Here is an 18,776-nt window from a genome sequence, read left to right on the forward strand (position 1 = left end):
TTATCGTAATAATGCGATTGCTTTTCGCAAAAAAATATCAACAACAACTGGTTTTGTTTACATAATAACTACTAAATAGCTCGTCTATATAGCTTTTAGCTTGATTTAGCTCGGTTTCATCTATACAATAACACACTTTAGCTCCTTCAATTTCACCTTTTATTAAGCCTGCTTCTTTCAGTTCTTTGAGATGCTGTGAGACTGTACTTTGTGAAAGAGGAAGTTCCTCTACAATATCTCCACAAATACACGACTGCCTCTTTATCAATATCCGTAGTATAGCTATACGTGCAGGATGCGACAAGGCCTTTGCGTATTTTGCTAGCTTATTATCTTTGACTGTAAACTCTTCTGACTTGGTTAATCCCATATATTTATTTTCTTATCGCAATATTACGATAGAAATTTTGATATTTCAAACTATTTCGAATATTTTTTTTTGAAAGGGTCATTCACGTTTGGTTTTTTATAAAATATAGAGTCTTTAGGTATAATTTATTGTACAAAATTTTATTTACAGAAAAATAATCTTACCTTTGCAGTCCCAATTTTGGGGAGATAGTATTTAATTAATTAATTTTTAACAGTTTACAATGCCTACTATACAGCAGTTAGTAAGAAAAGGAAGAGAGACATTAATGTACAAGTCGAAATCTCCGGCATTGGATTCTTGCCCTCAGCGTCGTGGGGTGTGCACAAGAGTTTATACTACTACACCAAAGAAGCCAAACTCGGCTCTTCGTAAAGTAGCTCGTGTACGTTTAACGAACCAGAAAGAAGTGAACGCCTACATTCCAGGTGAAGGTCACAATTTGCAAGAGCACTCTATCGTATTGATTAGAGGTGGTCGTGTGAAAGACTTACCAGGTGTACGTTATCACATCGTTCGTGGGGCATTGGATACAGCCGGTGTAAACAACCGTAAGCAGAGTCGCTCTAAGTATGGTGCTAAACGTCCTAAGCCAGGTCAGGTAGCGGCAGCACCAACAAAAGGTAAGAAAAAATAACAAGAAAATCTTTATAGTCTCTCACTGAGAGCACATATAGGGGAAGTAATGTTTGGTATTACCGAATGTGAATTAGTTTAAATCATTAAACGAAACCTTCTTAAAAATTTAAGAAATGAGAAAAGCAAAACCAAAAAAGCGTTACGTGTTACCTGATCCAAAATTCAGAGATGTAACCGTAACAAAGTTTGTAAACAACATGATGTACGACGGTAAAAAATCACTGGCTTACGGTATTTTTTATGGTGCATTAGAGATTGTTGAGAAACGTACGAGCGAAAACGGATTAGAAATCTGGAAAAAAGCATTGAACAACGTTATGCCAGCTGTAGAGGTTAAGAGCCGTAGAGTGGGTGGTGCTACTTTCCAAGTTCCTACTGAAGTAAGAGCCGATCGTAAACAGTCATTAGGTATGAAATGGATGATCAACTACGCTCGTAAGCGTGGTGAGAAAACCATCACTGAGCGTTTAGCTGGCGAGATTATCGCTGCTTCGAAAGGTGAAGGTGCATCTGTGAAAAAGAAAGATGATACGCACAGAATGGCAGATGCTAACAAAGCATTCTCGCACTTCAGATTGTAATCGTCTATTCTACAGACCAAAAGAGAACCTCTCGATTATTCGGGAGGTTTTTTTGTGGGTAAATGTTTCTGTAAAATAGAAATCTTCATAGAAATTGCGTTTTCTGCTTAATGTCATAAATATTGGTTTGGTTATTATTTAGTTTTATCACTCAACCTAAATAACCCCGATATGACGAGTTTTAGAGTAAGGCCTAAGTTCAGGAAAGAATATCCCGATAAGCCGAAGGAATTAGTAGAAAAAATCAATAAAAGATTAGCGACGCAGCACGACCATATTGATGGCAAAGTGTTTCTTACCCACGGACTTTTTAGAATCTTGCCTGAATATCAGCATTTTTGGTCGCCACAGCTAAATGTGTCTTTTGAAGAAACAGAAAATGGAACTGTTTTGCGAGGAATGTACGGACCGCATCCCACAGTTTGGGCAGTTTTTTTGTTTGGTTATGCTATTTTGGGGCTGGCTACATTTTTCATTACTATTATTGGCTTGGTAAAATATTCACTGCATATTGACAGTCAGATACTTTGGCTGTTACCTTTTTTGCTTGGAGGTTTAGTGATTCTGTATTTTGTGGCACAAACTGGACAGAAAATGGGTGTGGAGCAGACTTTTCAACTGCATCACTTTTTTGAAGAATCGATTGGTGAAACCGTTCACATAAGCTGATTATTAGGTTATTGACATTAATATGTATTCGCACAACATATATAGGCATGAATTTTGAGTAATTTTTAGGGTAAAGTCTGTATTCTCGTAACTTCAGATTTTTACATTCCTATAAAAATACTTATTTATAAATGCTTAAATACTTATCCATATTAATACTAATTTTAATAACCCAAGAATGCGTTTTTGCACAAGAATACGTGGTAAATTGGCAAAAATCTTATGGGGGAGAAAGAAATGAAGTGGCATATGCGGGAGTAGAAACATCTGACGGTGGGTTTATTCTGGTGGGTTCTACCAATTCAAAAAATAGCTTTGATGTAAAAGACTCCAAAGGATTTGATGGCACAGGAGGAAATGATTTTTGGATTTCAAAAGTTTCAAATACTGGGGCTATCGTTTGGGCAAAGACTTTTGGTGGTTCAAAGGACGACGTGGCAACTTCGATTGTCAAAACTTTAAATAATGAATATTTAATATTAGGCACTTCTCAGTCTACTGACGGTGACGCCATATTTAATGGGGTAAATGGCGGCTTGATACTTATTAGGCTTAAAGAGAATGGAGATTTTGTTTCCAAACGACTTTTTGCTGGAGGAAATAGCAACTCTGGGGTTTCATTTCAACAAGTAAATAGTTTTAGTAAACCCACCATAAAAATTCTAGCTGACGGCCAGTTTATAGTCGGTGCAACTAGATCCATCGGTGTAAATCCATTTTCTGGATACGATTTTTATGTTGCAAAGCTCTCTACGTTTGGAGATACACTCTGGGAGAAAACATTCGGTGGTGGCTTAGAAGATTACATGAACGATATAATCCAAACTTCTGACGGAGGATATTTGATGGTGGGAGGGACACTTTCGTTAGAGAGGGATATCACAGGGGCAGGCCAAGGTTTTCTTGATATGTTAGTGATCAAAATTGATGGCACTGGAAGGCAACTTTGGGAAAAAGGATTTGGTGGAAATAATTACGATGTGGCGTTTTCGGCACTAGAAAATAGTTCTAAAACTGGGTTTTATATTGCGGGAGAGTCAAGCTCAATAAATGGTCAAATTGGGAATTCATTGGGGGAGAAAGATGGTATTATTTTGAGAATCGATAAAAACGGGATTTTGCAGAATAAAAATCACTTTGGCGGCATCGAAAACGATGGTTTTTATAGTTTGATACGTGGCACTGATGGCGTATTGTATGCATCTGGCACAAGCCAGTCCACAATAGGCACTACCAAGCCCAAAGGCACCTTGACAGATGTTTGGTTGATGGCTTTGAAAGAAGAGACCTTTGTGCCTATTTTTCATAAATTGTTTGGTGGAGCTGATATCGATTTGGCTCGACAAGTTATTTATTCTTCAAAAAACGGCTTATTCTTGGCTGCAAGTAGTCGCTCGGCAGATGGCGATGCAAGTGTTAATAGAGGCCAAAGTGATTTTTGGGCTCTTAATTTGAGTTTGCCTCCTCCAATTATTTTTGGAAAGTTTCAGGCTTTTTTAAATGAAAGGCAAGAGATAGAATTGGTTTGGACTACAACATTTGAACAAAACTCTCAGTTTATTTTCATAGAAAAAAGCGATGATAATAAAGCGTTTTTTCAGAAAGATGAGCAGGCTGCAGTTGGGGTTTCCACTGGAATAGTTTCTTATAGATTTATAGACAAAAATCCAATTTTTGGCAACAATTATTATAGATTGAGATATACGGATTTAGCAAATAAATCTTACGTTGGCCCAACTGTAAGCTTTAACTTTTTACCCCTTTCGATTTTAAATTTGCCCATAGATCAATTCAGGGTTTATCCAAACCCTGCTACAGATTTTGTACTAATTGATACCTTTTTAGAAAACCCAACCATTCAACTGGTGGATGCAAAAGGTATTAGCGTGCCTTTTGAGTTAATTAAAATTGGTGATTCTTCTTACAAAATAATTTTAGCAAATAATCCTTCCATTGGCATTTATCATGTGGTGGTTTCTAATAGTGTAGCTAAGCAGACCAAGAAAATTATTGTTAACTAATGGTTTTAGGGCTAAATTGCAAAAATATTTGACTTTATATAAATGATTAAAACCATAAAGTGGGGAATTTTGGGTGCAGGTAAAATTGCCGCAAAGTTTGCTTCAGATTTAAATAAAACAACTGGTATCGAGCTGGTAGCGGTGGCCAGTACTTCATTGGAAAGAGCTCAGCAATTTGCATTAAATCATCATGTTAGGCATGCCTTCGGTAGTTATGAAGCCTTATTTACAGTGGATATAGATGTAGTTTATGTAGCAACGCCACATACCTATCACAAGGAGCACTCTTTGTTGTGTTTAAACAAAGGTGTTGGGGTTTTGTGTGAAAAACCATTTGCTATGGATGAGATAGAGGTAAACGAGATGGTAGCTCTAGCAAGGAAAAATCAAGTGTTTTTGATGGAAGCCATGTGGACACGTTTCTTGCCTAGTACTTTGAAGGTACAATCGTGGATAGCTGAAGGTAAAATAGGTAATATTAAAACAATACATGCTGATTTTGGATTTAAAGCTGCTTTCGACGAAAAATCTCGCCTTTTCAATCCTAGCTTGGGCGGTGGGGCATTTTTAGATATCGGAATTTATCCAGCTTTCTTGTCTTTGTTATTATTGGGTTACCCATCTAAGATTTTGGCAGCAAGCATTTTTTCTAAAACAGGAACAGACGAAACCACCTCTTTTATTTACCAATATGACAACCAAAGTACAGCAGTGTTAAATTGTACGGTTGTGGCTCACACGGACTGTGATGCCCGGATTTATGGAGAAAATGGCTCCATTAAAATGCATGGTAGATTTCATGAGGCCACTCGTTTGACTTTATACACTTTGGAAGGAGTGGAAGTGGAGACTTTGGAGTTTCCAAGAGATACTTTTGGTTATAATTATGAAATCGAAGAGGTTAATGACTGCCTCAGAAATGGCCTATTAGAAAGCTCTAATTGGTCTTTGGCTGATAGTAATAAACTTATTCATTTGTTGGACAAAACTAGAGAGGCAGCTAAGATAGTGTACTGAATAGCTTAATTTAATTTTTTTGGATTAAACTAATTATCTTATTGGGATATTCAACACAGTGTTTTCCCAATTTAGTGTTAAATCTATGCCTCCCTCTGCTATTTCATTGAGTTTGATGGTCAGTTGTTCAATAGCCTTTTGGGTTTTACCGGCTTCTACTTTAAACCTCAAATAGTCTTTAGTTTCGTCATAATTGGTTCCCCACTGTCCTGTTTCTGTATTCAGTATTATTGTCCAATATTTTTCACCAGGGATAGTCCATAGGCTATATTTGCCGTCTTTTACTTTTCGTTTGCCAAAAGTACAAGTTCTGGAAAAACTAATCGTGGTGGCTTCATTGGCCCCAGTTCTCCATACGGTATTGTAGGGTATAAGTTCGCCAAATATTTTTCTTTCTTTCATTAATGGTCTGCAGTAGCCAAGTTCTACTTTTAAGTCTCTTTTGCCTTTGGCAGTGAGTTTCTCAAATGGGCTGTGGCTCTTCGTATAGGTACGCACACCGTATAGGGCTAGAACCAACACACCGATGACAATAAAGATTATATTTAGTGCTTTTTTCATGATTAAAAGGTTAATGTTTTCGATCCGGTATCATACAAAACTACCAATTTTTTCTTTTTTTGTTCAGCCTCCGCTTTGATTTTTTCTACAACCCATTTTTTATTAGAGCCATCCAGTATAATCGTGCCATCAAATTCTGATAAATTTGTGAGGTCTTTTATGGCATTTTCTGAGCAGACTAAATACGGGCTATTTTTTTCAATAATTTTTCCATTTGGTGTCTTCATCCATTGGATATTTCCCAAATCATTATTTATGATGAAGTTTCCTTGATCAGCGATTTTTTGTGTTTTATAATTCTTTATGCCTTTGGCGTCATAATAGTTTTTTAGGTGGAATTGATAAATAAGTGGCTCATTGCAAAGCGAATCTGTAGAAATAAAAGTAGCCGAACGACCCTCAATGACTGAAATTCCCCAGCCGTTTGGAATAAAATGGAAGGTGATTTCTTTTTGTTTGTTTTGTTTGAATAGCTGATTTGCTCCACTAATAGTTAGAAAAAGGCAGGTAATTGCAATCAATTTTATATAAATGACCTCTTTTTTTTTGAAGAATACAAGTATAGAAGCAATGGTCAAAAACAAAAATATTACAGTCGTGATGGATATTGAAAGCCCTGTACTTAGTGCGTTTGGAAGTTCTGCAATCAAATAAACTGAGTAATTGAGAATATCAATTAACCATTTGAAAATGAATCCTAAAGCCGCTCCTAAATAAGGTATTTTGGCAATAAACAATACCAATAAGCCAATCGGAAGCATGAAAGAAGACACCAATGAAACTACGGGATTGGCCAGTAGAAAATAGTTTGGAAATTGATGGAAATAGTAAAGTGTAAGCGGCAAAGTGAAAATCTGGGCGGCGATAGATACTGCTGAAATTTCCCAAATCCAACGAATAGGCTTCCATTTAAAATAAAATAGTCTTTTTAGGCTCGGATAAATTACCATTATGCCAAAAACCGCCAAATAAGATAGCTGAAAACCAACATCATAGAGCCAATTGGGTACAATGATGAGTAGAATTATAGCAGACAATAATAGTGTATTGACGGGATTATCGTCACGTCGGAAAAATGTCCCCAATTGTATCATAGAAAACATCAAAGTAGACCTGCAAACACTAGGACTTAGTCCTGTAAATATGGCATACGACCAGAGTAATATCAAGATAGCAGCCAAAAAGAAAGGTTTTTTCTTGTCTAAAAATAGCCCTAATAGTTTATTCAGTACTACAAATAATATGACCACATGCATGCCTGAAACCGCCAAAACATGTATGGCACCGGTGGCAGAATACCACTGTTTGGTTTCAAAATCTAGCTCAGCCTTCATGCCGCCAATCATAGCTTCCGCTACGCCCATTTGTTTTGGAGTATCTAAAATTTCTTTAAAAACTGTATGGGTATAAACATTTAAAGAATTGGCAAACTTCAACAAAGACCAACCTTTCATTTCGCCGGCCAGTTTAAAATCGCCTTCCCTCAAAAACTGATGCGTGAATATGTTTTTTCGTGCTTGATAGCTTTTATAATCAAACTCAAATGGGTTTTTAGGGGCTTCTATTTCTCTAATCGTATTTTTCAATATATATACTTCACCATATTTTGGAACAGTATTGGCCTCTTTGTTGAAGTAAAGCATGGTCTCACCAACTACATTTTGCCATTTACTGCCTTTTTTTACAGCAAATATCTTTGCTGTCACTTTGTAAGTCTTGGGCTTAGATTCGGTATATGAGTCAATCATAGCCATGTATTGGTCGAACTTACCAACCTTGGTGATATGATTCCCTTGATTTTTCTGATCAAAAAGATACGAACTGGCCAAGCCTAAGCCTAGAAAAAGAAGCGGAATGGTGTGTTTTAGAAAACGCAGTTTATTAATTTTTGTAGAAAGAATACCTAATAAAAATGCAGTACTTATAAAAATATAGATTTGGCCAAGCTGTGGTTGATACCATTGGTAGAGATAAATACCTACTACTAATAGTATAAAATATCTTAATACAGGTATGGATCTTAGGTACATATCAATAAGACTCCTTTTTGTTAGGAAAGTCTCCAGACTTTACATCGCTAATGTAGTTTGTAAAAGCAGTATTCATCATGGTGGCTAGGTCGGCATACCTTCTCAAAAACCTTGGGGAAAAGTCTTGGTTGATGCCCAACATATCATGGATTACCAATATTTGTCCGTCGCAACCGTTTCCTGCACCGATTCCTATTGTCGGAATTTCAAGTGTTTGGCTGACTTCTGTGGCCAGTTTAGCGGGTATTTTTTCTAATACTACACCAAAACATCCCAAGTCTTGTAATAATTTTACGTTATCTCGCAGTTGCTGAGCCTCTTCGTCTTCTTTGGCTCTTACGGTGTAAGTCCCAAATTTATATATAGATTGTGGAGTTAGACCTAGGTGTCCCATTACTGGAATTCCTGCACTCAAAACTCTCGCTATAGACTCTTCTATTTCTTTTCCGCCTTCCATTTTTACAGCATGGGCACCAGACTCTTTCATGATTTTTATAGCAGAACGGAGTGCTTCTTCTGAATTGCCTTGATAGCTACCAAATGGCAAATCGACTACAACCAATGCTCTTTTTACGGCTCTTATGACTCCTTGGGCATGATAAATCATTTGATCCAGCGTAATTGGTAGGGTAGTTTGGTGACCAGCCATGACATTTGATGCGGAATCGCCAACCAGTATCACTTCAATTCCAGCTGCGTCAACCAATGTGGCCATGGAAAAATCATATGCAGTCAAACAAACAATTTTTTCCTTTTTGTTTTTTAATTCTTTTAAGGTGTTGGTGGTTACCCTTTTGATCTCTGAATGTACTGACATTTTAATATTATTTAGACCCTAACCAAGGTTCGGGATTGAGTTTACTGAAATTATGCCAAATCTGGAAGTTTATTTCCGGACTACCGTCTTTGTAGGCTACGGTACCAATTTGTTGCTGAAGGCTTACTTGCTGATTGATGCTCACATTTACATTATCAAGGTTGGCATAAACCGTATAATAATCTCCATGTTGAATCGCTACTACATTGTTTAGGCCAGGAATTTGTGAAATGTCCAATACAACTCCCTCAAATACGGCTCTCACTGCTGCATTGGGAGATGACTGAATGTCAATGCCATTGTTATCAATTTTCAAACCTTTAAGTACAGGATGATTTTTGACCCCAAACTTATCTGATACAAAACCATCTACTGGCCAGGGAAGTCTTGCTTTGCTCGCTCCAAAATTTTTGCTGGAGATTCTATTGGGCTTACTGCCAGTTTCAGCCTCTTTTACAACAGCTTTCTTACTTTCTCTATCTCCCAATATTTTCTTTTCTCTTTCTTCTATTTCTATTTGTTTTTCTTTTCGTGAGGCTGGTACTTTTCTAGCTTTTTGTTCTTTCTCAATTGCATTCGAAATTACCGAATTCAAGCTTGCAAGTGCTGCTTTTGATTTCTCCAATTCTCCTTTAAGATCTTTTTCTTTATTATTGAGGTCTTTTACTATCAAATCTTGTTTTTCTCGCAATGCCTCCAGACTCTTGGCTTCAATTTTTACTATGTTGATCAGATTTTGCTGCGTGATTTTTTTCTGAAGAAGCGTTCTTTGGCGTTGCTTGAGCATTTCGCCTATTTTTTTGATTTGTAAAAGTTGATGTTTCCTGTTTTCAGTATATTGTTCCAAATATTTGTATCTCAAAAAAAGCTCGCTTAAAGAACCAGACGAAAACAAAAATCCCATTTTGGTGAGTTTGTTGCTGTTTTTTGATTCTCGATAAATAGTTGCAGAATATTCAGTCTGTAAGGCATTTAGCTGTTTAAAAAGGTCGCTTTGGGCTTTTTGGATTTCCACCATTTCTACTTTTATGAGTTCGATATCTTCTAGAGCTAAATCAATTTTGTTTTGTTGATTTTCTATTTGTTGATTGATGGCTTTTATATGACCAAGCGTATTTTGCTTTTCTTTTTGTGTCTCGTTCAGTATTTTTTTTACCTGAGCAATCTTTTGAAGGTTCTTTTTTTTATCAGATTCAAGAGCTGCTCTACTTTTTGGTTTTTGAGCAAAACTGGATAACGACAATAGAAATACAAAAAATAAAATAACGTATTTTTTCATAGTATGACCTAACCTTAAAAATTAGGTATTTTTTCTAGAGAATAACCTTTCGGAATATTAAAAGGAAAACGAATATTTCGGTCTAAAAAGTCAAATTTGGAATGCTCAAATTCTATTTTTGCCTCGTTTTTGCCTGAAATCAACAAAGAAATAATAGTTGGGACAAGTTTATTGTCTTCATTGATAAAACTTTTGTAATCGATATTGAGCTTGGTATTTGTTTTTTTGTCTGTGGCATTTATATAAAACAACTTACTTTTTTCTAGATCAAAACGGTTCTCAATCTCTACTTCGTTTCGTTTCTGAGAAATACTGTTAAACTCTGTAAGTTTTTTATAAATATCGATGCTGTCTATTTTTATGGGTAAATTTCCCACAAGAAGAGATTGTATCATATTAAAATCTAAGTCAAAGTCAAAATTATCGCTGAGCTCTTTAAAACTAACTTTATAATATTTTCGGTTGAGCCTATCCAATAGAAATATGCTGTCAGGATTGATACTGACTCTTGCCGCTTCAAGACCGATAGCTATCGAAATCCAGATAACACTGTCTTTCTTGACATGAATGGTAGCAGGAATATTTTGGTCTATTTTGGCTGTTTTTATACTTATTTTGGATTTGATTTTTAGTTTTTCAAAATCAATTTCTTTGGTTTCAAAAAACACTTTTTCCTCAACAGGTATTTCGGCCAACACCACACTGTCTTTTTTTACAATGACGGAGTCAGCTGTAGCCGTTACGGTTCCCAGTACAATACTATTTTTCTTCATCTTGTGGCTTCTACAAGATGAAACGACAACAATAATAAAACCCGCAAAAAATAGTTTTTGGAGTATCTTCATTTTATTCTATAATGGTTCTATCTTTTATTTTATTTTCAAGCTTTTTATTGGATTTGTTCAATTCTAGAGCTTTTTTCCAAGCCGCTACGGCATTGTCTATTTGCCCCAGCTTAAAAAGGATATCTCCTTTGTGTTCAAATATACTATCACTTCCGTCTTTATCTTTTGAAATTGCCAAATCTATAATTTCATTGGCTTTGGCCAAGTCCCCTTTTTGGTATAATACCCATGCATAAGTGTCAAAATTGGCCGACTGACCTGGGTGAAGTTTTACAAGTCGTTCGGACAAGGTCATAGCTTTCTCTATATTTTTTTTGTTGATGGCCAAAAGAAGGCTATAGTTATTTAATGCTTGTTCGTTATTTGGGTTTTCAGCTAAAACAATTTCAAATAATTCGATTGACTTTTCAAGCTTGCCTCTCAAATGATAAATTTCAGCCATACTGGCATTTATGTGGTGTCTGAGTTCTTTGTTGTTGGTGTTTAATACTTGGGCTTCTTCAAAAGAAATTAGTGCGTCATCGTATGATTTTGTTTGCAATTGTGCAAATCCCAAATGGTACCAAAAATAAGCGTGATTTGGATAGTATTCAGTGGCTTTTTCTGAATGTTTCACTAACTCATTGAATTTTCTCAGTTTAACGTCTAATTCAATTACGGCTAACCATGCTTCAAATATTCCTTTATCGTATTTAATAGCATTAAGATAGGCGTCTCTACCTTCCAATAGTCGGTTAGATTTCACCAAAATGTCTGCTTTATATACATAGGTTCTGGCTTCGTCGGGATGTTGGGCTATAATTTGATCGCAAAAACTCAATGCATCGTTTAAGTCATCCGGCTGGCTTCCACTTTTCAAAGTACTAAAAAACGAGCCTAAGGCATTGGCTTTTAGTGCATAAGGCAAGGATGATTGAGCCAAAATGCTTTTTAGGACATCCTTGGTGCCTTGTTTGTTGTTTTGCTTGGCGTAGGTTTCTGATAATAAGCCATAAGCCTCCATAAAACTGGGATTTTCATCAATGGCATTTTTTAGCATTTGAGCGGCTTCTGTAAACCTATTGTTGGAAATCAATATGGTTGATTGTTGCAAAACATATTGTGGGTCCGACTTTACCATCTTCTTTCCTTCTTTCAATGCCGCATCTACTTTGTTTTGTTTGAGAAAAATAGCTTGTTTGGCTTGAGTTATTTGTTCGCTTGCTCCCATTGATGTTTCCATATCCTCAAGCGTTTTTATGGCATCGGATTCTTTGCCTTCAATCAAATAAATATCCACAAGGTTCAAATAACCTTCTACATAGTTTGGCTTGATTTTAAGGGCTTTTTTGGTAGTCAAAGCTGCGTCTTTGTATTGCGAACTCTTAAATTGGATATTGCCCAGATGTTGCAAATAGAAAAAATTATCTTTTTCTAAATCCGAGGCTTTTTTAGCCGATATCAACGCGGATTCCAAGAGGTTAAGGGCGAGTTCGGTTTTGGAAAGCATAAAAAGTGAGCTTCCGGATTCTCCAAATACTTTAATGTTTTTTTTGAATTCTTCTTGGGCTTTTAAATAATCTTCAATTAAATAAAACTTCATACCTTCGGTAAAAGATTGCTCAGCTTTTAACTCTTTGGCTTCGATTTTCTGGTCTTGGGTTTCATCTACAGCAGATTGACCAAAGGCTATCGAGGATATAAATAGAAATATGATTAAAATTCGCATGGGACAGTTATTTTACCGAAGGTTGCCACTTTTTATAAAATTTTGATAAGTTTAAAACTTTAAATTATTTTTGATTGATTTTTTAAACCCCTTCAAAACGTAAATTTCAGTATTTTGTTACAAAAAATCAATTTTTGAACCCTTTATAATATATCACAAAGCTTATGGCCAAGCAAAACCCTAAACATAAGACAGAAAAAATAGCTATTGAAAGCCCAATAATTGAGAAGGAATATAACAAGTGGGTAGTTTTAGGTAGCCTAACTGCCTTGATTTTTGTAGCTTATGGCATGGTTTGGCAAAACGGCTTTGTTTGGGATGATGACCCGTATATTGTTCTTAATGAGGCTGTTAAAAATTTTAACCTAGGTTCGTTGTTGAAGGATTTTCATGTGGGTAACTACCATCCGCTCACTATGCTCAGTTTAGCCTTAGAATATTTGATTGTCGGAGATAAGCCATGGTTGTTCCATTTCAACAATCTGCTATTACATATTTTCAATAGTTATCTTTTATATGTTTTGGTTAAAAAGCTACAAATAAAAACAACCATAGCTTTGCTTTTGGCATTTTTCTTCGCCGTGCACCCCATGCACGTGGAGTCGGTAGCTTGGGCGGCAGAACGCAAAGATGTTCTTTATACGTTCTTCTTATTTCTCTCTTTTGTTTATTATTTAAACTTCAGAAAGTCAGGTAGTAAAATTCAGTATATGGTTTCTTTAGTACTATTTCTGGCGAGTTGTCTTTCTAAAGGTATGGCGGTGGTGTTGCCAGCTTTATTAATAGTTACAGACTGGTGGATGTTGGGTAAAAAGTTTTCTTTAAAAAGTCTTACGGATAAAATTCCATATTTTGCCATTACTTTGGTGTTTGCTTACATAGCCACTACTGCTCAAAAAGACGCAGGAGCAGATGCTTCGACTGTAATAAATGCTGCTTTTACGGGCTCGGAAAGATTTAGGATTGTATGTTATTCGTTTTTGTTTTACTGGTTCAAAACCATTCTTCCTATCAATTTATTGCCATTTTATCCATATCCTACCAAGATAGGAGGGAGTATTCCTGCAATTTATAATTATGCTGTGTTTGGTCTTTTTATTTTTTTAGGGGTAATGTATTGGTTAGGTAGAAAAAATAACAAAGTGTGGTGGGCGATTGCTTTTTTTGCCATTTCTATATCAACTGTTATTCAAATTTTACCTGTAGGTAGTGCCATTGTTGCAGACAGATATTACTACTTATCGTCTGTTGGTCCTTTGTTTTTAATTGCGTTTTGGTTGGGTAATCTCAAGTCAGATTTCGGGAGGATTATTTCCTTTGGATTGGTGTTGGTTTGGTCTGTATTGACTTTTTTCCAAACAGGTCATTGGAAAAATGGATATACACTTTTCAAACCAGCTGAAAAATTTTATCCAGAAGATGCCATGGTTTTAAGCAATATTGGCTGGTATCATTTGGGACAGAAAGAGTTTCCGATGGCAAAGGCTTACCTGACTAGAGCGGATAATAATGGTTTTAAAAACGGTGATGTTTGTAGAACCATTGGCTCTATGTTTATCGACGAAGGCGATTATAAAAATGCCCTTCTTTATTTAGAAAAAGCACAGCTATTTCTTCCGAAATCTCCAAGAACCGATTGGCTTACAGCGTTGGCCTACCTAAGGTCAAATGAATATGCAAAGGCAATTCCATTTGCTGAAAAAGCGATAAATGAAGACCCCAACAAGGTGGATTATTTGAATACCTATGCACAAGCTCTAATGAACCTAAAACGGTTTGAGGAGTCCAATAAAGTGTTTAATGATATCATTAGCAAAGATCCTGAAAATTGGGATGCATACCTTAATATTTCTTACTCTTTCAAATTGAAAGGAGACACGCAGACAGAGTTGAAATTATTGGCAGACTTGATTAATAAAAAGCCCAGTTATTTGCCCGCTTATAGAAATATTGGGGTTACATTCAGTGATTTAGGAATGCACGAGCAGGCCGTTCAGTATTGGCAAAGAGCTACTGTTTATGACTCCACGGGAGATTATGACTACAATATAGGTATAAATTTCGCAAACAGAGGCCAAGTAAATGTAGCCAAAGATTGGTATATAAAAGCAGCAAAAAAAGGCAAACCTGAGGCTATTGGGATATTAAAAGCTAATGGTGTGCAGTATTGAGATGTTTTAGTGGAGTCTTTAGAAATTGGAATGAGATTTTATTAATTAAAAATTAAAATTTTGAATGTAAAAGTTTTTGGATAGTGAAAAAAGTTATTAGTCACATTAGCTAAGATTTTAGCCTGTTGAAATTCAGATTTTTAAATTCAAAATTTTACATTTAAACTTTTACATACCTTCCTACCTGAAACTCCCACCTTTCTCAACTTCGTCAAGTAAATGATTATAAATCTTATATCTTTTTTCTTGAATTTTCGCAATGGCTATGAGTTCGGCTTTTTTGAATCCACCTTGATAATATCGTTGAAACCACGGAAGTACTGAAATAGCCGCATCCAGCGGATTGTTAATGATGGCTGATCTTACGCCCAAAGCGAACAAACCTGCAGACAAAATAAAAGAGTTTAGGCCATTTTTTATGTCTCCAACATACAGTTGACCCAGCCCTGGCATGATCATGCTCATTATTTTTGCTTTCTTAGGGCTAATTTTACTCACTTTAGTGTTTTGGTCGAAAAGTGCATTGATAGCTAAAGTATCCGAAGTCAATTTTTTGAAAATTTGCTCAGATAGATCATATTCTTCTTTGGCAAATCTTAAAATGGCTTCACTGAAATTTTTGTCATATTCAAGGCTATCAGGAAGGTCAGAGCCTAGATTGAGTAGTTCAATTTCCGCATAGTCGTATTCTTGCAAAATGAGAAAACAGGATATTTTTTTTAGAATATAGGTGTCTTTTAGCAATGAGTCTTCTGTACTAAAATACGCTAAATCATAATAGTCAGCAGATTCTTGATATTTTTCAAGGTTAAATAAGCAATCAGCAATTTTTGGGTAAATCTGATTTGAATACAAAGATGTACTATCAAAATACACCACCCTTTTATAGGCTTCTACAGCATTTTGATAGCTTTTTTGTATATAAAGTTGGTTGGCAAAGTCAAAGGTCTGCTCTAGGCTCTGTCCAAAACTTGCTAACGAATTAGTAATAAGTATTAAAAAGAGCACTCGCTTCATGCTGTAATGCGTTTATTTTTTTTCTATTATAATCTTTGGTTGATTTTACAGATCCGTAAATATTGCCCAAATAAAATCCAAGTCCAATTCCACCGTATATCCATCCTCTGTGGTTGTTGGTGCCATATTTGTTGAAACTTCTGTAGGACTGGAATGCCATACCAGCGGTAAAAAAAAGAGAGACTATTCCATCCTTCCAATTATTGGAGTAAGCTTTGCCCGTGCCAGGAACTATAGCCGACATTATGGCTGCCAATCCTGGGCTTTTTTTGTGAACTTCTTTTTCAAGAATGGATCTGTATCCAATTCCAAGTTCGTTTTCTTGATTTAATATCTGGGAAATATTGGCTCGGGCAGATTTAAAATCACTATTGAAAATATCAGAGGTAACATTCAACAATACCTTGTCGTCTAAAGAAAAACTCTCATTTTTATTCCAAAAATCTTTGGCTTGTTGCCAAGACTGATTCTGCATTTGCAGTTTTGAAAATTCTAAAGCTGGAGAAAAAGGCACTTTCGTCCTATCTGCATAAAGGACATTCAGTTTTTCTATTCCTAATGTAGTTTGATTTGAAAGTCTATAGGCTTTTAATAGATTGGTTTTCAGTGTGTCGTTGTTTGGAGAAAGATAAACCAAACGTTCATACTCCTTACTTGCAAGCTCAAATTGGCCAGATTTTAACAGGTAATCTCCATACTTTTTAGATTTTTCAAAAGTAAAAATATCTTGGCCCGCTAATGTAAAACTTATAGAAAATAACAATAATAATAATCTCATTTGTTTTATTTGATATTTGAAACCACAGATACAGCTGGTGTGATTCTCGGGTCATCCTTGAGAAGCATAGTGGTTTTGTCGAATTCATAATTGTGGGGAGAAAGGCCGTTGCATCGCGTTAAGCGATCCATGGTCATGACTCCACCTTTTATCATGCCGTATTTTTTTACCGCTAAAATGCCGTATTCTGAACAAGAAGGACTAAAAGTGCAAACGGTCAAATCTTGTGAAGAGAAGAAGGTTTTATAAAACAAAAACAGGCCTGAAAAAACTACTTGAACTTCATTTTTGTTATTTTTGGCCTCTACGTACTCTTTTTTTATGTTTCCATTTGGCAAAACATTCCTATACACACTTACCTGAGCTTGAGCATCATTTTTTAGAAGCAGCAGACCTAGAAATAGGAACTTTATAACGATATATTTCATCTTCATTATTTTGGTCTATAACCACGTTTTTATAAGTAGTTAATTGAATATTTTTTTCACCTTTTTCGCTTATGCTTACCATGGTTACCTCGGTAGGGAATTCCACGCCCTTCACATTAACGTATTTTTTGAAGTATTGTTGACTAACCACTTCTCCTTTAGTGCTATAAAACACCATTGCATCTAATCGTTTATTAATGGTCTGCATTCTGATATTTCCAAAAACTTTCTTGTATTGATCTTCGGAAGGAATCCATGTAGTGATAACCCCATTATTGGTTTTTTCGACCTTCCCGATTTTATAAATCGATTTTTCGTTGTTTTTGGGCTTCAAACCGTAGTCAGATAACTGGCCAGTCAAAGCCAAGTGGAACGCAGTAAATTCTGGAATAAGAAATGTGCGAGACGTACCAACTACCAAGTTTTTGTCATTGATGGAAAACATCGTGGTGTCTTGCACCACCATGGTTTCTTTTTTAGGAAAAATGAGCTTGTAAACTATTTTTTTGTATAATTTATCATAGTAAATTTTGCCCATGGTGAGCCTGTATGTACCGTTCGAGAGTTTATCTTTAATAGAAACATCAGCTCGGAACCTATAAAATTGCTGACTAAATACTATACTAGGTAGTAAAAAAAGCAAAAACAAAACCGCCCTAAAATTCAATTTTTTAGAAATTATGATGTACAAAAATAGGCCAAGGATTTTAAGTTTGGGCTATTTGTAAAAAAAATAATAGGGTTTATTTTATAATACGGTACTAGTATGCAGTAGATGACAAAGCGGTGATAAAAATAATAAGATATGACAAAGCCGTAATTCCGCCATAAACAACCACCGCTGTTATGCAGCCCTTGACAGTTTTATTAAGAGCGGCTTTGTCATTGTCGGTTATAAGATAAACGATTAAGATACCCCAAATACCCAAACAAAACCCCCACCAAAAAGCAGGAAACCCAGCTGGTTTCATAGGGTCATCACCACCAATGCTCGATTTGACCTCGTTGTTTATTCCCAAATCTTTTAATAACTGAGGCTGCTCTTTTATCACACTATCTATGGTAAGAGCAGGATTGGCGTTTACTATTGCTTCCAGCGTATTGAGTTTTTTGAACTCTGCCGAAAAGTCTTCTTTTTGTAAAGGCTCTGACGCAATGGAATTAAAATAGAAACAAATACTTGTTAAAAGAATGAGGATTCTTTTCATGAAATTTAAAATTATGGATGAAACTAAATTTTTTAAAAACCATGCAAAAGTCATGCAGAAAATATTTTTAGTCAAATTAAATCAATTAAGTTGAGGTGAATTATTTATTAACTGTACGGGTTGGGCATAAAAAAACCCACCGTTGGGTGGGTCTTTTTGTATATAGTTTTTTATCAGAAGAAACCTCTAGTTCCTATTGAAGCGACAACTATCCACCAGATGATATAAATACCTCCAGAAACCAAACAACCTAACAAGGCTTTTTTAGTTTGAGCATTGTCTTTGTCAGTTAAGACATAAACCAATACTACTCCAAGGATAGTAAGTACACATCCCCACCAAAAAGCAGGGATACCAGCAGGAAGGTCAGAAGAGGCAACAACAGAAGCGGTATCTGCTTCGATGTTTATATTAGCTAACAACTCAGAATTTTGCAATTTCAAATTTTCTAAAGTTGTGCCTTCATTGTTTTGAACAAAGTTTTCGATTTTGTTCAGTTTATCAAACTCAGACTCAATGTTCTGAGCATCATAATTTATTGGCTCGGCAGCAACAGCCATCGAAAAGCTCAAAGCCAAAATACTAAATAGGGAAAGGATTTTTTTCATGATAGATAAGATTTAAATTGTTTAATGAT

At 35.7% G+C, this 18,776-nt stretch carries 19 protein-coding genes; 6 read left to right on the forward strand and 13 right to left on the reverse strand.

Features of this window, described 5'->3' with window-relative positions; all coding sequences use genetic code 11:
• Positions 1 to 37: 37 nt before the first annotated feature.
• A complete protein-coding gene (locus EGI24_RS01350) occupies positions 38 to 370 on the reverse strand; it encodes a helix-turn-helix transcriptional regulator (RefSeq protein WP_255046392.1) in 333 nt (110 codons plus the stop codon).
• Between the two features lie 223 nt (positions 371 to 593).
• Here EGI24_RS01350 and rpsL point away from each other — a divergent pair, with 223 nt between their 5' ends.
• The 5 genes from rpsL (at position 594) to EGI24_RS01375 (ending at position 5,297) form a co-directional block, all read left to right on the forward strand.
• Entirely contained in the window at positions 594 to 1,007 is a 414-nt protein-coding gene (gene rpsL / locus EGI24_RS01355) for a 30S ribosomal protein S12 (RefSeq protein WP_255036591.1), read from the forward strand.
• Positions 1,008 to 1,122: 115 nt separating this feature from the next.
• Complete coding sequence (gene rpsG / locus EGI24_RS01360; RefSeq protein WP_255036590.1) at positions 1,123 to 1,590, forward strand: 30S ribosomal protein S7; 468 nt, start codon at positions 1,123 to 1,125, stop codon at positions 1,588 to 1,590.
• A 171-nt stretch (positions 1,591 to 1,761) separates the two neighbouring features.
• Positions 1,762 to 2,259 (forward strand): hypothetical protein, encoded by a 498-nt coding sequence (locus tag EGI24_RS01365; RefSeq protein ID WP_255046393.1) that lies wholly within the window; start codon positions 1,762 to 1,764, stop codon positions 2,257 to 2,259.
• Positions 2,260 to 2,390: 131 nt separating this feature from the next.
• Positions 2,391 to 4,280, forward strand: a complete 1,890-nt coding sequence (locus EGI24_RS01370; RefSeq protein ID WP_255046395.1) for a T9SS type A sorting domain-containing protein — start codon at positions 2,391 to 2,393, stop codon at positions 4,278 to 4,280.
• A gap of 42 nt (positions 4,281 to 4,322) precedes the next feature.
• Positions 4,323 to 5,297, forward strand: a complete 975-nt coding sequence (locus EGI24_RS01375; protein WP_255046397.1) for a Gfo/Idh/MocA family protein — start codon at positions 4,323 to 4,325, stop codon at positions 5,295 to 5,297.
• Positions 5,298 to 5,330: 33 nt separating this feature from the next.
• Here EGI24_RS01375 and EGI24_RS01380 read toward each other — a convergent pair whose 3' ends face one another.
• From EGI24_RS01380 to EGI24_RS01405, 6 genes are read right to left on the reverse strand one after another with little or no spacing between them, the layout of a single operon-like run.
• Positions 5,331 to 5,858, reverse strand: a complete 528-nt coding sequence (locus tag EGI24_RS01380; protein WP_255046400.1) for a DUF2911 domain-containing protein — start codon at positions 5,856 to 5,858, stop codon at positions 5,331 to 5,333.
• A 2-nt stretch (positions 5,859 to 5,860) separates the two neighbouring features.
• Positions 5,861 to 7,888, reverse strand: a complete 2,028-nt coding sequence (locus tag EGI24_RS01385) for a ComEC/Rec2 family competence protein (protein WP_255046401.1) — start codon at positions 7,886 to 7,888, stop codon at positions 5,861 to 5,863.
• A 1-nt stretch (position 7,889) separates the two neighbouring features.
• Positions 7,890 to 8,705, reverse strand: coding sequence for a 3-methyl-2-oxobutanoate hydroxymethyltransferase (gene panB, locus EGI24_RS01390; RefSeq protein WP_255046402.1), 816 nt, complete (start codon positions 8,703 to 8,705; stop codon positions 7,890 to 7,892).
• Positions 8,706 to 8,712: 7 nt separating this feature from the next.
• Positions 8,713 to 9,984, reverse strand: a complete 1,272-nt coding sequence (locus EGI24_RS01395; RefSeq protein ID WP_255046403.1) for a murein hydrolase activator EnvC — start codon at positions 9,982 to 9,984, stop codon at positions 8,713 to 8,715.
• 14 nt (positions 9,985 to 9,998) lie between these two features.
• Positions 9,999 to 10,829 (reverse strand): DUF4292 domain-containing protein, encoded by an 831-nt coding sequence (locus EGI24_RS01400; RefSeq protein ID WP_255046404.1) that lies wholly within the window; start codon positions 10,827 to 10,829, stop codon positions 9,999 to 10,001.
• 1 nt (position 10,830) lies between these two features.
• On the reverse strand, positions 10,831 to 12,537 hold the full coding sequence (locus EGI24_RS01405) for a tetratricopeptide repeat protein (protein WP_255046406.1): 1,707 nt from the start codon (positions 12,535 to 12,537) through the stop codon (positions 10,831 to 10,833).
• A 164-nt stretch (positions 12,538 to 12,701) separates the two neighbouring features.
• Between EGI24_RS01405 and EGI24_RS01410 the strand changes: the two genes are divergently transcribed.
• Positions 12,702 to 14,708: a tetratricopeptide repeat protein gene (locus EGI24_RS01410; protein ID WP_255046408.1), complete on the forward strand. Its 2,007-nt coding sequence runs from the start codon at positions 12,702 to 12,704 to the stop codon at positions 14,706 to 14,708.
• A 180-nt stretch (positions 14,709 to 14,888) separates the two neighbouring features.
• On the opposite strand, the gene EGI24_RS01415 is transcribed toward EGI24_RS01410, so the two are convergent.
• From EGI24_RS01415 to EGI24_RS01440, 6 genes are all read right to left on the reverse strand, one after another.
• The gene (locus EGI24_RS01415) at positions 14,889 to 15,725 is read right to left on the reverse strand and encodes a tol-pal system YbgF family protein (protein ID WP_255046409.1); all 837 of its coding nucleotides are present in this window, start codon (positions 15,723 to 15,725) and stop codon (positions 14,889 to 14,891) included.
• Positions 15,691 to 16,503: a hypothetical protein gene (locus EGI24_RS01420; protein ID WP_255046410.1), complete on the reverse strand. Its 813-nt coding sequence runs from the start codon at positions 16,501 to 16,503 to the stop codon at positions 15,691 to 15,693. The genes EGI24_RS01415 and EGI24_RS01420 overlap by 35 nt, the downstream gene beginning before the upstream one ends.
• A 5-nt stretch (positions 16,504 to 16,508) precedes the next feature.
• Positions 16,509 to 16,931, reverse strand: coding sequence for a membrane protein insertion efficiency factor YidD (yidD, locus tag EGI24_RS01425; RefSeq protein WP_255046411.1), 423 nt, complete (start codon positions 16,929 to 16,931; stop codon positions 16,509 to 16,511).
• Complete coding sequence (locus EGI24_RS01430) at positions 16,876 to 17,622, reverse strand: DUF4292 domain-containing protein (protein ID WP_255046413.1); 747 nt, start codon at positions 17,620 to 17,622, stop codon at positions 16,876 to 16,878. The genes yidD and EGI24_RS01430 overlap by 56 nt, the downstream gene beginning before the upstream one ends.
• Positions 17,623 to 17,692: 70 nt before the next feature.
• Positions 17,693 to 18,139, reverse strand: coding sequence for a hypothetical protein (locus EGI24_RS01435; protein ID WP_255046415.1), 447 nt, complete (start codon positions 18,137 to 18,139; stop codon positions 17,693 to 17,695).
• A gap of 173 nt (positions 18,140 to 18,312) precedes the next feature.
• Positions 18,313 to 18,747 carry a hypothetical protein gene (locus EGI24_RS01440; protein WP_255046416.1) on the reverse strand — a complete coding sequence of 145 codons (435 nt, stop codon included), beginning with the start codon at positions 18,745 to 18,747 and terminating at the stop codon, positions 18,313 to 18,315.
• Positions 18,748 to 18,776: the final 29 nt, after the last annotated feature.

It is taken from the genome of Lacihabitans sp. CS3-21 (genome assembly GCF_024343675.1).
Taxonomy (GTDB): domain Bacteria; phylum Bacteroidota; class Bacteroidia; order Cytophagales; family Spirosomataceae; genus Leadbetterella.

Bases quoted from the DNA above. Each gene is read 5' to 3' on its own strand.
- EGI24_RS01350 (WP_255046392.1), bottom strand. From the start codon at position 370: ATGGGATTAACCAAGTCAGAAGAGTTTACAGTCAAAGATAATAAGCTA.
- rpsL (WP_255036591.1), top strand. From the start codon at position 594: ATGCCTACTATACAGCAGTTAGTAAGAAAAGGAAGAGAGACATTAATG.
- rpsG (WP_255036590.1), top strand. From the start codon at position 1,123: ATGAGAAAAGCAAAACCAAAAAAGCGTTACGTGTTACCTGATCCAAAA.
- EGI24_RS01365 (WP_255046393.1), top strand. From the start codon at position 1,762: ATGACGAGTTTTAGAGTAAGGCCTAAGTTCAGGAAAGAATATCCCGAT.
- EGI24_RS01370 (WP_255046395.1), top strand. From the start codon at position 2,391: ATGCTTAAATACTTATCCATATTAATACTAATTTTAATAACCCAAGAA.
- EGI24_RS01375 (WP_255046397.1), top strand. From the start codon at position 4,323: ATGATTAAAACCATAAAGTGGGGAATTTTGGGTGCAGGTAAAATTGCC.
- EGI24_RS01380 (WP_255046400.1), bottom strand. From the start codon at position 5,858: ATGAAAAAAGCACTAAATATAATCTTTATTGTCATCGGTGTGTTGGTT.
- EGI24_RS01385 (WP_255046401.1), bottom strand. From the start codon at position 7,888: ATGTACCTAAGATCCATACCTGTATTAAGATATTTTATACTATTAGTA.
- panB (WP_255046402.1), bottom strand. From the start codon at position 8,705: ATGTCAGTACATTCAGAGATCAAAAGGGTAACCACCAACACCTTAAAA.
- EGI24_RS01395 (WP_255046403.1), bottom strand. From the start codon at position 9,984: ATGAAAAAATACGTTATTTTATTTTTTGTATTTCTATTGTCGTTATCC.
- EGI24_RS01400 (WP_255046404.1), bottom strand. From the start codon at position 10,829: ATGAAGATACTCCAAAAACTATTTTTTGCGGGTTTTATTATTGTTGTC.
- EGI24_RS01405 (WP_255046406.1), bottom strand. From the start codon at position 12,537: ATGCGAATTTTAATCATATTTCTATTTATATCCTCGATAGCCTTTGGT.
- EGI24_RS01410 (WP_255046408.1), top strand. From the start codon at position 12,702: ATGGCCAAGCAAAACCCTAAACATAAGACAGAAAAAATAGCTATTGAA.
- EGI24_RS01415 (WP_255046409.1), bottom strand. From the start codon at position 15,725: ATGAAGCGAGTGCTCTTTTTAATACTTATTACTAATTCGTTAGCAAGT.
- EGI24_RS01420 (WP_255046410.1), bottom strand. From the start codon at position 16,503: ATGAGATTATTATTATTGTTATTTTCTATAAGTTTTACATTAGCGGGC.
- yidD (WP_255046411.1), bottom strand. From the start codon at position 16,931: ATGAAATATATCGTTATAAAGTTCCTATTTCTAGGTCTGCTGCTTCTA.
- EGI24_RS01435 (WP_255046415.1), bottom strand. From the start codon at position 18,139: ATGAAAAGAATCCTCATTCTTTTAACAAGTATTTGTTTCTATTTTAAT.
- EGI24_RS01440 (WP_255046416.1), bottom strand. From the start codon at position 18,747: ATGAAAAAAATCCTTTCCCTATTTAGTATTTTGGCTTTGAGCTTTTCG.